The organism is Phenylobacterium sp., assembly GCF_036502675.1.
Lineage (GTDB): Bacteria > Pseudomonadota > Alphaproteobacteria > Caulobacterales > Caulobacteraceae > Phenylobacterium.
Window position 1 is genome coordinate 1 of record NZ_DASXYF010000019.1, and the last position, 10,649, is coordinate 10,649.

17 protein-coding genes are annotated in these 10,649 nt (G+C 71.2%); 7 read left to right on the forward strand and 10 right to left on the reverse strand.

The annotated features are described in order from the left end of the window. The 5 genes from VGL30_RS02470 to VGL30_RS02495 all read right to left on the reverse strand — a co-directional run. Positions 1–468: TadE/TadG family type IV pilus assembly protein (locus VGL30_RS02470; RefSeq protein ID WP_331536420.1), on the reverse strand; the 468-nt coding region annotated here is incomplete at its 3' end. A 205-nt stretch (positions 469–673) separates the two neighbouring features. Then, the gene (gene maiA / locus VGL30_RS02475) at positions 674–1,306 is read right to left on the reverse strand and encodes a maleylacetoacetate isomerase (protein WP_331536422.1); all 633 of its coding nucleotides are present in this window, start codon (positions 1,304–1,306) and stop codon (positions 674–676) included. Further along, positions 1,303–1,986, reverse strand: a complete 684-nt coding sequence (locus VGL30_RS02480; RefSeq protein WP_331536424.1) for a fumarylacetoacetate hydrolase family protein — start codon at positions 1,984–1,986, stop codon at positions 1,303–1,305. Before VGL30_RS02480 ends, maiA begins: the two co-directional genes overlap by 4 nt. Positions 1,987–2,038: 52 nt before the next feature. Next, positions 2,039–2,641: a DUF4142 domain-containing protein gene (locus tag VGL30_RS02485; protein WP_331536426.1), complete on the reverse strand. Its 603-nt coding sequence runs from the start codon at positions 2,639–2,641 to the stop codon at positions 2,039–2,041. Between the two features lie 229 nt (positions 2,642–2,870). After that, on the reverse strand, positions 2,871–4,286 hold the full coding sequence (locus tag VGL30_RS02495) for an HWE histidine kinase domain-containing protein (RefSeq protein ID WP_331536427.1): 1,416 nt from the start codon (positions 4,284–4,286) through the stop codon (positions 2,871–2,873). A gap of 182 nt (positions 4,287–4,468) precedes the next feature. Here VGL30_RS02495 and VGL30_RS02500 point away from each other — a divergent pair, with 182 nt between their 5' ends. The 3 genes from VGL30_RS02500 to VGL30_RS02510 all read left to right on the forward strand — a co-directional run bounded on the left by VGL30_RS02500 (position 4,469) and on the right by VGL30_RS02510 (position 5,457). Then, positions 4,469–4,792: a glycine zipper domain-containing protein gene (locus tag VGL30_RS02500; protein ID WP_331536429.1), complete on the forward strand. Its 324-nt coding sequence runs from the start codon at positions 4,469–4,471 to the stop codon at positions 4,790–4,792. Next, complete coding sequence (locus VGL30_RS02505) at positions 4,789–5,172, forward strand: hypothetical protein (RefSeq protein ID WP_331536431.1); 384 nt, start codon at positions 4,789–4,791, stop codon at positions 5,170–5,172. Before VGL30_RS02500 ends, VGL30_RS02505 begins: the two co-directional genes overlap by 4 nt. Positions 5,173–5,277: 105 nt before the next feature. Continuing rightward, a complete protein-coding gene (locus VGL30_RS02510; protein WP_331536433.1) occupies positions 5,278–5,457 on the forward strand; it encodes a DUF1328 domain-containing protein in 180 nt (59 codons plus the stop codon). A gap of 9 nt (positions 5,458–5,466) precedes the next feature. On the opposite strand, the gene VGL30_RS02515 is transcribed toward VGL30_RS02510, so the two are convergent. The 3 genes from VGL30_RS02515 to VGL30_RS02525 are packed head-to-tail and all read right to left on the reverse strand — an operon-like array spanning position 5,467 to position 7,495. Beyond that, positions 5,467–6,249 carry a metallophosphoesterase gene (locus tag VGL30_RS02515; protein WP_331536435.1) on the reverse strand — a complete coding sequence of 261 codons (783 nt, stop codon included), beginning with the start codon at positions 6,247–6,249 and terminating at the stop codon, positions 5,467–5,469. Further along, positions 6,246–7,142: a diacylglycerol/lipid kinase family protein gene (locus tag VGL30_RS02520; protein WP_331536437.1), complete on the reverse strand. Its 897-nt coding sequence runs from the start codon at positions 7,140–7,142 to the stop codon at positions 6,246–6,248. The genes VGL30_RS02515 and VGL30_RS02520 overlap by 4 nt, the downstream gene beginning before the upstream one ends. Then, positions 7,139–7,495, reverse strand: coding sequence for a hypothetical protein (locus VGL30_RS02525; protein ID WP_331536439.1), 357 nt, complete (start codon positions 7,493–7,495; stop codon positions 7,139–7,141). Before VGL30_RS02525 ends, VGL30_RS02520 begins: the two co-directional genes overlap by 4 nt. A gap of 124 nt (positions 7,496–7,619) precedes the next feature. Here VGL30_RS02525 and VGL30_RS02530 point away from each other — a divergent pair, with 124 nt between their 5' ends. The 4 genes from VGL30_RS02530 (at position 7,620) to VGL30_RS02545 (ending at position 9,260) form a co-directional block, all read left to right on the forward strand. Next, positions 7,620–7,964, forward strand: coding sequence for a YMGG-like glycine zipper-containing protein (locus tag VGL30_RS02530; RefSeq protein ID WP_331536441.1), 345 nt, complete (start codon positions 7,620–7,622; stop codon positions 7,962–7,964). Between the two features lie 82 nt (positions 7,965–8,046). Next, positions 8,047–8,499 carry an OmpA family protein gene (locus VGL30_RS02535; RefSeq protein WP_331536443.1) on the forward strand — a complete coding sequence of 151 codons (453 nt, stop codon included), beginning with the start codon at positions 8,047–8,049 and terminating at the stop codon, positions 8,497–8,499. Positions 8,500–8,804: 305 nt separating this feature from the next. Then, positions 8,805–9,002, forward strand: coding sequence for a hypothetical protein (locus VGL30_RS02540; RefSeq protein ID WP_331536445.1), 198 nt, complete (start codon positions 8,805–8,807; stop codon positions 9,000–9,002). Positions 9,003–9,014: 12 nt separating this feature from the next. Then, the gene (locus tag VGL30_RS02545; protein WP_331536447.1) at positions 9,015–9,260 is read left to right on the forward strand and encodes a hypothetical protein; all 246 of its coding nucleotides are present in this window, start codon (positions 9,015–9,017) and stop codon (positions 9,258–9,260) included. A gap of 77 nt (positions 9,261–9,337) precedes the next feature. On the opposite strand, the gene VGL30_RS02550 is transcribed toward VGL30_RS02545, so the two are convergent. Further along, positions 9,338–9,511, reverse strand: a complete 174-nt coding sequence (locus tag VGL30_RS02550) for a DUF1328 domain-containing protein (protein WP_331536449.1) — start codon at positions 9,509–9,511, stop codon at positions 9,338–9,340. Positions 9,512–9,600: 89 nt separating this feature from the next. Next, a complete protein-coding gene (locus VGL30_RS02555) occupies positions 9,601–10,395 on the reverse strand; it encodes a response regulator (protein ID WP_331536451.1) in 795 nt (264 codons plus the stop codon). Between the last annotated feature and the right edge of the window lie 254 nt (positions 10,396–10,649).

The window sequence follows — 10,649 nt, forward strand, 5'->3', positions numbered from 1 at the left end:
GTCGAGCACCAGGGACACTTCCAGGTTCTTGGAGTTCCGCACCACGTCCGTAGTGACCGTCACCGCCGGGTGGGCCCAGAAGGCGGGCGCCAGGGCCATCGGCTGGATGGTCGCCGAGGCGGTGACCTTGGTGTTGTTCTGCGCCAGGTGGAAATCGGACGCGAGCAGGGTGGCGCCGCGCAGCAGCCGCAGGTTGGCGTTCAAGGCCCTGTCGCCCGCGGCGTCGATCTCGGCGTCGGTCTGGAGGTCGCTCCGGGCCGCATAGAGGGCGGCGGCGTCGAGGGCGTCCTGCAGGCGGGCGCGCTGCTCGGAGGCGGTGTAGACGTCGAACAGTCCCAGGATCAGCGGCACCAGCACCACGATCGACAGGGCGAATATGATCGCCACGGCGCCGCGCTCGTCCCGGGCGCCCTTGCGCAGCCCGAGATTGAACGCATCAGCCAGGCGGCGGGTTCGCCCCTGGCCCAAGATCCGATTGCCGCCCACGTCTCGCCCCATTCGCAGTTTCACCCGCGATCATGGCCTGCTCAGGGTAAACAAATGGGCCGCAAGGAACGGTGAATCCTTTCATAACAAGATCCGCTCACCGAGTGCAGATCTGATCTTTGTTCTGCTGGACCGGCTGGGCGTTCAGCGGGCGGAAATACTCAACGACGGCGCCGGCGCCGCGCGCCTACTTCGGCTGCAGGTCCGGGTGCGCCGCGACGAAGGCGGGATGGGCGGCGGCGTGCGCGGCGGCGGCGCGGAGCGCGGGGTAGGGCGCGAGGTCGAGCTTGTAGCGCTGCTCGGCGGCCCAGACCTGCGGGACCAGGACGCAGTCCGCGAGGGTCGGCGCCGCGCCGAACGCGAAGCCCGCCCCGTCGCGCGCGACCATCGGCTCCAGGGCCGCGAAGCCGTCGGCGATCCAGCGGACGGCCCACTTGCGGCGGTCGGCGTCGCTGACCCCGATCGTCTCCAGCGCCCGGTCGACGCGCAGGTTGTTGAGCGGATGGATGTCGCAGGCCACGATCCCCGCCATCGCCCGCACCCGCGCCCGGCCCAGGGGGTCGGCGGGCAGCAGCGGCGGTTCGGGATGGGTGTCGTCCAGCCACTCCAGGATCGCCAGGCTCTGGGTGAGGATGTCGCCGCCGATGTCGAGCGCCGGCGTCAGCTTCTGCGGATTGATCTCGCGGTAGGCGGCCTTGTGCTGCACCCCTTCGGCCAGGTTCACCGAGACGTGGCCGTAGTCGAGGCCCTTGAGCGCCAGGCCGATGCGCACCCGGTAGGGCGCCGTCGCGCGCCAGTGGCTGTAAAGGGTGAGGCTCACGCGCTGCGGACCGTGAAGGACAGGGCGCCGACACCCTCGATCTCGCCGGTCACCTTGTCGCCGACCGCCAGGGGGCCCACGCCCTCCGGCGTGCCGGTGAAGATCAGGTCGCCGGGAGCCAGCCTCCACAGCCTGGAGGCCTCGGCGATGATCTCCGGCGTCGACCAGATCATGTCGGCGAGGCTGGCGTCCTGCCGGACGACGCCGTTCACCGCCAGGCGGATGCGCCCCTGCGGCGCGGCGGCCCCCTTGCGGATCGCCGAGATCGGGGCCGAGAAATCGAAGGCCTTGCTGGCGTCCCAGGGCTGCCCCTTGTCCTTGGCGGCGTTCTGCAGGTCACGGCGGGTGAGGTCGACGCCGGCGGCATAGCCGTAGACCAGGTCCAGGGCGCGCTCGACCGGGACGTTGGCGCCCCCCGCGCCCAGGGCGACCACCAGCTCGATCTCGTGATGCAGGTTGCGGGTGCCGGGAGGATACGGAACATCCACCCCCGGCGGCGCCGCCGCGTCGGCGGGCTTGGTGAAGAAGAACGGCGGGTCGCGGTCGTCGGAGCCCATCTCGCGCCGGTGGGCGGCGTAGTTTCGCCCGACGCAGAAGATGCGGCGGACAGGGAAAACGGCGGCTTCGCCCCCGACGGGCACGGTCGGCACGGCGGGCGCGGGCAGGACGTAGGCTGTCATGCCGCAGCCCTACTCCCCCGCGCCCGGCCGGCAAAATCAAAACGGGACCGGCTTACTTCTTCACGGCGTCGCGCAGGGTGCGGGCCATGTCGAGGTGCTTCTGGACGACCGGCGCCGTAGACGCGGCGAAGGCCTTGATCTGCGGCACGTCGCCGTCCTGGGCGTAGCGCTGCATCAGGTCGAGGGCCGCCTGATGGGCGTCCACCTGATTGTCCATGTAGGTCTTGTCGAAGTCCTTGGCGTCGGCCTTGTTCAGGTCGTCCAGCTTGCGCTGCAGGTCGTCGGGCAGGGTGGCGGGCGGAGTGACCGCCTGGCCGGAGTCGGCGATGGCCTTCTTCAGTCCCTGGGTCGACTTGGTGTGGTCGGTGACCATCATCGCGGCGAACCTCTTCACCTCGGGGTTCGACGAGCGCCCCTGGGCGACCTTGGCGGCCTGGACCTCGAACATGTCGCTGGCGGCGGCCTTGCTGACGAAGTCGGGGGCTTTCGCCTCGTTGGACGGCGTCGGCACCGTGGCGGCGGGATTGGCGTCCGGGGTCGCGGCCTGTTCGGCGGGGGTGGCCGCGCCCTTGGTCTCGGTCGGCGTCTTGTTGCAGGCGGCGACGGACAAGGCCGCGGCAGCCGCGGCGCCCGCGATCAACAGATGGCGTTGCATCGGGTACTCCTGAAGATTGACAAGCAGAACGGGTCCCGGCTCCAACCGGGCCCACGCGGAACTCACGCCCGCGTGATCTGTTCCGCGCCGCCCGGGGAGAAATTAGTCGCGGCCGACGAAAATTCAGCGCCGCTCGCCGGCCTGCGCGTGATCGAGATGGGAACCCCGATCGCCGGCCTCTTCTGCGGCCAGGTCCCGGGCGATTTCGGCGCGGGGGATCGTCTGACGCTCAGCGCGCCTGCAGCAGCGCCGCCACCGCCGCGGCCACCTGCGTCACGTCGTAGGGCTTGCGGATGATCGGCGCGTCGAAGCCGATGGGCGGGCCGCCAGCTTCGCCATAGCCGGTCGCGAAAACGAAGGGCACCCCGCGTTCGGCCAGGACCTTGGCCACCGGGATCACCGAGCGGCCGTTCAGGTTGGCGTCCAGCACCGCCGCGTCGATGGGCTGGTCGAGGAGCCCCATCGCCTCCTCCAGTTCGTAGGCCGGCCCGATCACCACGGCGCCGGCGTCGGAAAGGCCGGTCTCCAGCTCCAGCGCCAGCAGCACCGCGTCCTCGACGATCAGCACGCGGGCCCCGTTCAGCTCCGCCGGGCCGCCCGAGGCGGTGACGGTCTCCACCACCCGCTTGGGCGGCGCCTCCGGCATGGTCTCCGGCCGCTCCACAAGGGCCGCGGGGCCGGCCCGCAGGAGGGCCTGCACGCCGGCGGCGCGGTACTCCACCCGGGTCTCGCCGTTGAGCTCGCGTCCGGTCACCTGCTCCAGGAGCGTGGAGCCGAAGCCCCGGTGGGCCGGCGCCGTCACGGGCGGGCCGTTGCTCTCGGTCCAGACCAGCTCGAAGCCGCCGTCCACAAGCCGGCTCCAGCGCAGGTCGATACGCCCGGTATCGGTGGAGAGCGCACCGAACTTCAGCGCGTTGGTGGCCAGTTCGTGCAGGGCCAACGACAACGCATTGGCGGCGCGCGGGGTGAGGAACAGTTCCGGCCCGCCCCAGCGGGTCTGACCGGGCGCGAGCGCCCCGAGCTCGGCCGAGGCCAGATGCTCCACCGAGGCGCCGCGCCAGCGGGCGGCCGTCAGCAGTTCGTTGGCCGAGGCCATCGCCTTCAGCCGGCCGGAGAAGGTCTGCAGGAAGTTGTCCAGCGAGGTGGTGCGCTTGGCGGTCTGGGCGGCCAGCGCCTGGACCGTGGCCAGCACGTTCTTCACCCGGTGGTCCAGCTCGGCCATCAGCGTGACCCGGCGGTCGTCCTCGTCCTTGCGGGCGGTGATGTCCTGCACCAGGCCGGCCGCGGCGATCGGCGCGCCGGCGTCATCGCGCACCCGCTGGCCGGTGATGCGCACCCAGACCATGCGGCCGTCGTCCGGACGGACGCAGCGACACTCGACCGCGTAGTGGTCGGCGGACTGCAGCTGGACCTCCACCGCGGCGGGGGCGGTGTCACGGTCGTCGGGATGGAGCATGGCCCGCAGCATCTCGCCGCCCTGGGCGGGTCGCTCGCCCTGCGACGCGCCGGTGATCTCGGCGGTGAGCGCGCTCATCCGGATAACGTCGCGGACGAAGTCCCAGTCGAACTCGCCCAGCCCCGCCGCCCGCAGGCTTTCGCTCAGACGCTGCGGATCCCATTTGCGCCGGTCGGGCTCGTCGCTCATGCGCCGACCATACGGGCGCCGCCGCGGTTGCGCGACAGGAAGTGTGCATGGAATAACGACGTTTTCGCGGAGCAAGCGCCACCGCGGCTTTGCGACGGATCGGAACCGGCTTACATATCCGACGTTCACGCTTTCGCCTGCACAGCCCTTTGCCCGGGGCGCCCATCGCCTGGAGACCCGACATGTCCGCGAACGCTGTCGATTACGCCGCCGAGGAGACCAAGAGCGCGGCCCGCGCCGCCACCGAAGCGGCGACCAAACTGTCGGCCGACGCGCAGCGCAGCTTCGCCGAAGCCGCCAAGAAGTTCGAAGGCGTGGTGCAGGAGGGCCTGGAGCAGCTGCGCGCCCAGACCCGCGCCTACGCCGACACCGCCGGCGAACAGCTCGACGAGGCTCAGCGCTACGTGGTCGAGCGGGTTCGCGAGCGCCCGCTGGCGGCCACCGGCGCCGCGCTGGGCGTCGGCGTCCTGGTCGGACTGCTGCTGGCGGCCGGCCGCAACCGTTGATCCTGAGGAAAGTCGTTCTCACCCTGGCCGCGGTCTGTGCGATCGCGGCCTCGGTAGGGGTGGCCGTCGTGGCGGTCGCCTTCGCCGTGTTCGCGCTGCTGCGCGACCACCTGGGCCCGGCGGGCGCCGCCGCCGTCGTGGCCGGCGTCGGCGCGGTGGGGGCCGCGCTCGGCGGCGTCATCTGCGCCCGGATCGCCCGCCCCCCTGCCCGCCCGCCGACCGAAAGCCTGAGCGCGCGCATCCTCGACTTCGCCCGTGAACGTCCGGCGGTGGCCGCCGCCGCGGCCCTCGCCGTGGGCCTGATCGCGGTGCGCAATCCGAGGGTGATCACCACCGCGCTCACCGCCTTCCTGGCGGGCAAGGCCACGCCCAAGAAATAGCCTTCCCTTCTCCTGCGGACTCGCGGGAACACCCGAGCTCCGCCGACGTTGATCCGATGGAAGCGCGGCCGGACAGGCCGGCCGCGCTTGGTTCGGAGTGACGCCATGCTTGGATGGGCCCTGACGTTTCTGGTGGTCGCCCTGGTCGCCGCGGTGCTGGGCTTCACCACCGTGGCCGGCGCGGCCATGGGCATCGCCAAGATCCTGTTCTTCGTCTTCCTGGTGTTGTTCGCGGTGTCGCTGGTGATGCATCTGGTGAGGGGCCGCGGCGTTCCCAGGGTGTGACGGCGGCCGTCAGCGACGGTCGAGCGACCAGGTGCGCTCGGGCTCGAAGCGGGAGCCGGTCCATCCCAGGGCCGTCACCCGCACCGCCTCCGCGTCGGCCTCGAGGATGTTGAACCCGGCCGGCGTGCCGCGTTCGCGCACCGAGAGGGTGCCCGCTCCCACCGCATAGGTGCGCCCGTCGGCGCAGGGCAGCGGCAGGGCGAACGGGGCGTGGATGTGGCCGCTGAGGATGACGTCCGCGCCGGCCGTGGCCAAGGCCCGGGCGGCCGCCGGGCCGCCCCAGACGCGCCCGGTCATCGGGCCGCCGATCATCTCGACCAGCGGGTGGTGACAGACCACCAGCCGCAGGTCCGACCGGGGTGCCTCGGCGATCCAGGTGCAGGCGTCCTCGGTCTGCTTCGTCGAGATCTGGCCCTTCGACCAGTTGAGCCGCGGCTGCGCCCCGCGGGCGGTGTTGAGGCCGTAGACGGCGAGGCCATCGCCCCGGTGGGTCTGAACCGCCGCCGGGCCGACCAGGTGCTCGTAGCGCCGGAAGGGGACGAACAATCGCTGCAACCAGGCCTTGTAAGGCGCGTCGTGATTGCCCGGCGTCACCAGCCGGGCTCCGGGCAGCCCGGACAGCCAGGCCGCCGCCGCGCGCAGCTCGTCCATCTCCGCCCAGCGGGTGAGGTCGCCGCTGACCACGACCAGATCGAAGGCCTCGGACGTGAGCTGTTCGGTAGCGCAGGCCAGGGCCGCGATGTTCTCGTCGCCGAAGTGGATGTCGGAGAGGTGCGCCAGGCGGACGGTCAAGTCCGCTCACCCTTGGGCGGAGCCAGCAGGCGCACGACCGAGGGGCGGAACCGCACCTCGGCGGAGAGGTCGAGACGCACCGGCTCACCGTCCAGGATCCCCGGGATGCGCCCGGAGGACCAGATGCGCGCCAGGCGGCAGTGCTCCACGACGACCGCGGGATCGTTGCGCCAGTCGCCCAGCACCGCGTGCAGGCCCAGTCGAAAGGCGTCAGCCGCCCCCGCCGGGGTGACGCCGGCGGCCTCCAGGTATTGGGCTTCGTCCTTCACGGCCTTCGACACAATAGGGCACATGAACACCAGCGCCTCGGCCTTCTCGCGCTCCGCGTCGTCGAGGGCGTAGCGCAGGCGTCCGCTGAAGGCGCGCTTCAGCGCCCGCTGCGCCCGCAACAGCGCGAGCGTCGGCTTGCCCATGCGCGCCGCCTCGCGCGCGGGCGCCCACAGGGCGGGCGAGCCCAGGATGGCGGCGACCATGAAGGTGCGGCCGGCGACTTCGCCGCCGCCCACATTGCGCGGCCGGCCTTCGCTGAGCGCGGCCTTGAGCGCCTGCTGCCAGGGAACCTGGCCATAGACCGCATGCGGCAGCATGTTCATGGTGCCTCCAGGCAGCGGGGCCAATATCGGTCCCTCGGGCCCGCAGAGCTCGGCGGCGGCGCGCGCCGTCCCGTCGCCGGCCAGCACCACCAGCACATCGGGCCCGGCGTCCACCGCGCGCGCCAGCGCATCCATCAGGCCCTCGGGCTCGGGTGCGGCGATCCGCGCGCTAACTCCCGCTTCGGCGAAGATCTTTTCCACCTCCGCCGGCGCAGCCCTGCCGACGCTGCCGGAGGCGCAGTTCACCACGGCCTCCACCCGCCCGATCCGGGTCGTGACCGTCCCCCCGGACACGGTCACTTCGTCGCTTCGTGGGTCTTGTCCTTGATCGAGCGGCCGGCGTCCTTCACCGCCTGGCCGGCGTCGGCGGCGGCGCCGCGCACGACAGGCTCGGCGCGATCGGCCGCTATGTTGAGATTACGGTCCACCACCACGCCGCCGCGGGCGAAGGAGCCCTCGTAGGCCGCCACCACCAGGATCGCCAGGCCGGCGAGGGCGATGATGAAGGTCAGGGTCATCAGCAGGGGATGGCGCCGCCGCGCGGCGCGCTCGTCCTGCCGGCCACGCTCGTAGGCGGCCTGGATGTCTGCGCCGTCGTCGGCGCCCGCCTCGACCGCCGCATGCCGGGCTTCAAGTGGGCGTCTGCCAAACATCATGCTTCTCCTGCCACGCGAATTTGCGCAAAGCTTAACGGCAGCCTGCGGCCGGAGTTCCGCGGAACCCCCCTGTTCCGGCGACGTTGCGCAGCGCAGGGGGACGAGTTCAAGGAGAGTGAAGATGTCCAGGACCTGGATCGCGCTCGCCGGCGCGGGCGTCCTCGCCGCGGCCTGCACCACCACCGGCAACGTCGAGCGCAACGCGGCCGGCGGGGCGGCCATCGGCGCCCTGGCAGGCGCTGTGATCGGCAACAACGTCGGCAGCGGCGACGCCGGGACGGGCGCCGCCATCGGGGCGGTGGTCGGCGGCACGGCCGGCGCGGTGAAGGGCTGCCGCGAGGACGGCGGCTGCGGCGCGGGCGCACCGCACCGGCGCCAGTACTATGACGAGCGCGTCGGCCGTTATTATTATTACGACTCCGGCTCGGGCCGTTATTATTGGGAGGACGGCAGCCCCCGGAACTGATCTGCGACGCAGATGGATTTTGGAAGGGGCGGTCGGGAACGGCCGCCCTTTTTAGTGGGCGTGATGGGAAAGGGCTGTCGGGATGCGGACTCAAGTGGTCGTGGGCGTGGCGGCCTTGGGCGCCGTCGTGGCGCTGGCGGGGTGTGCGGGCCTGAGCGGGCGCGACCGGATCGTGCAGCGCGCGCCGGCCTGTCCGGACCAGCGGGTGCAGATCTATTTCGAGCCGGATTCGGCGGTAGTCACCGACGAAGGCCGCGCGGTGCTGGCTCAGGCCGCCCAGGCGGCCAGGGGATGCGCCGTCAAGGACGTGAAGGTCCTGGGCCTGGCGGACGCCGTGGGCGCGCCCGACGCCAACCTGCAGCTTTCGAGACGCCGGGCCGATGCGGTCACCGCAGCCCTGGCGGCCACGGGCCTGCCCGCAGCGGAGTTCGAGGTGGCCGGCGCTGGCCAGGCGGGCGCCGTCACGCCCACCGGCGAAGCCCAGCCGTTGCGCCGACGCGCGGACGTCGTCGTCTATCTCGAACGGCCGAAATAAGGCCGACGGCGGCTTCGCCAAAAGAAAGAGCGGGCCCGTTAGGGCCCGCTAGGTGTGCATCATCGAGAAAAGGGTGCGGAGACGGCAGACTGGCATGGTCGCCAGCCTCAAGTCGGGGGGGCGTCGCCGCCTCCGCAGGTGATCAACACCCATCCCCTGACGGCAGTTCCCCCCAGAGGCGAATTTTTTCGCGGCCGAACGACTGCGGGCCCGCTGGGGCCCCAGGCGGCGGAACGCAGGCGGACCCGGAGCGTTAGCTCGCATGGCGGGAGACGGTCCCGTCCGGCGCCGGAGGTGGATGCCCGATGCTTGAGAGCCCGAACATTCCACAGATCGGCGTGGCCTATTTCCCCGCCTCGAGCCGGCGCCAGCGGATGGCGCGCCGGCGCCTCTACGTGGTGGCGGCGCTTGCCGGCCTTGCGCTGGCGAGCGGCGTGGCGGGCATGCTCACCGCGCCCCGCGCCCAGCCTTTGGCGACGGACACCTATCTCCCGGTCCAGTAAAGGAGTCTGTCGATGGCCTCTCCCGACACCCAAGACCGTCCGGTCCTCGCGGCGACGCCCGCGCGCCAGGGCCGCTTCGGACGGCACGTCTTCTGGGTGCTGCTCGTCTCGACGATCCTGGCGGCGCTGGCCCTGTTCGCGGCCTGGGGCTGGCGGGCGGACGACCTGGCGTCGACGGAGCGCAACAACGGCCGCGCGCTTTCGCCGACCCATAGCTTCGACGCTCCCGAGCCCGCGCCGGCCACCCAGCAGAAATAGCCGCGAAGCCTGGTCCGGAAACGACGACGGCCGCCCTCGACGGGCGGCCGTTTTCGTTCCTCGCTCCGGCCGGTGCGTCAGACGACGGACTGTCCGCGTAGCGCCCGGATGACGAAGCTGGCCACCAGCAGCACGAGGAAGACGACGAACAGCACCTTGGCGATCGCCGCCGCGACGCCCGCCAGGCCGACAAAGCCCAGGACGCCGGCGATTATCGCCAGGATCGCGAAGGTGATCGCCCAACCCAACATCGGCTCTACTCCTGTCCGCCCGCGGAAGGGCGCGGGCCTCCGATGGGAAACGCCGGGGCCTTCGCCCCGTTCCGGCGCCAGGCCTCCCGTCAGGCCGCCTGCTTGCTGGCCTTGCGCGGGTGGAAGAACAGCGCCTGGCCGATGGCGGCCTTCACGGTCTCCGGCTGGAAGGGCTTGGTGATCAGGAAGGTGGGCTCGGGTCGCTCCCCGGTCAGCAGACGCTCGGGGAAGGCGGTGATGAAGATCACCGGCACGTCGTAGCGAGCCAGGATGTCCTTGACCGCGTCGATGCCGGAGGAGCCGTCGGCGAGCTGGATATCGGCCAGCACCAGCCCGGGCGTCTTGCGGGCGACGGCGTCCACCGCCTCGGTGCGGGTGGCGGCGATATCGACCACCGTGTGGCCAAGCTCCTTGACCAGGGCCTCGATGTCGGCGGCGATCACCGGCTCGTCCTCGATGATGAGCACGTCCGTCGCCAGTTCCGCGTCGATCTCGGCCTGGGCGTCGGCGATAAGCTGCTGGACCTCGGCGAACTCGGCGTCGAGGATGAGCGCCGCCTCGCTGGGCGTGAATCCCTCCAACGCGGTCAGCAGGAAGGCCTGGCGGGAGCGCGGCGCGATTCGCATCAGCCGACGTGAAGGATCGTCGTCCTCCAACTCGCCGCGCGGCTCAAGCTGGGCGCCGGTGCTGCGCCAGATGATATGGAAGACATGGTAGAGCGCTACGCGCGGCGTCAGGCTCGGCGGCAAGGTCGCTTCGCCGGCCGCGAGGGCTTCCAGCGTAACCCGGACATAGCTGTCCCCGGTCACCTGATCGCCGGTCAGCGCGCGCGCATAGCGACGGACATAGGGCAGGTGGGGGGCGAGTCTGGCCAAAAGGCCCATGGGCTTCTCCCGTCTAACTGGCCGGATCCGCTCCCGGCATGGGCCGGGAGGAGAATGCGGTCAAACGCAAATATCGCCGTGATCGTCCGAGTGGAAGGCGGATAGACCTTGAAATGGGCGTGGGGATGGCGAAGTCTTGTCCCGCCCGACGTGCAGATTTCAACGTCCGGAAGCTGAGCTGGTTCCGACCTTCGTGGTCCATGGAACCTTCGCCGATATTAGAGCGTTGACTGGGAGCGGCCGGTGTCCCGGAG

Coding starts and splice junctions, on each gene's coding strand:
- VGL30_RS02480 (WP_331536424.1), bottom strand. CDS start 1,986: ATGACAGCCTACGTCCTGCCCGCGCCCGCCGTGCCGACCGTGCCCGTC.
- VGL30_RS02485 (WP_331536426.1), bottom strand. CDS start 2,641: ATGCAACGCCATCTGTTGATCGCGGGCGCCGCGGCTGCCGCGGCCTTG.
- VGL30_RS02495 (WP_331536427.1), bottom strand. CDS start 4,286: ATGAGCGACGAGCCCGACCGGCGCAAATGGGATCCGCAGCGTCTGAGC.
- VGL30_RS02500 (WP_331536429.1), top strand. CDS start 4,469: ATGTCCGCGAACGCTGTCGATTACGCCGCCGAGGAGACCAAGAGCGCG.
- VGL30_RS02510 (WP_331536433.1), top strand. CDS start 5,278: ATGCTTGGATGGGCCCTGACGTTTCTGGTGGTCGCCCTGGTCGCCGCG.
- VGL30_RS02525 (WP_331536439.1), bottom strand. CDS start 7,495: ATGTTTGGCAGACGCCCACTTGAAGCCCGGCATGCGGCGGTCGAGGCG.
- VGL30_RS02530 (WP_331536441.1), top strand. CDS start 7,620: ATGTCCAGGACCTGGATCGCGCTCGCCGGCGCGGGCGTCCTCGCCGCG.
- VGL30_RS02535 (WP_331536443.1), top strand. CDS start 8,047: ATGCGGACTCAAGTGGTCGTGGGCGTGGCGGCCTTGGGCGCCGTCGTG.
- VGL30_RS02540 (WP_331536445.1), top strand. CDS start 8,805: ATGCTTGAGAGCCCGAACATTCCACAGATCGGCGTGGCCTATTTCCCC.
- VGL30_RS02545 (WP_331536447.1), top strand. CDS start 9,015: ATGGCCTCTCCCGACACCCAAGACCGTCCGGTCCTCGCGGCGACGCCC.
- VGL30_RS02550 (WP_331536449.1), bottom strand. CDS start 9,511: ATGTTGGGTTGGGCGATCACCTTCGCGATCCTGGCGATAATCGCCGGC.
- VGL30_RS02555 (WP_331536451.1), bottom strand. CDS start 10,395: ATGGGCCTTTTGGCCAGACTCGCCCCCCACCTGCCCTATGTCCGTCGC.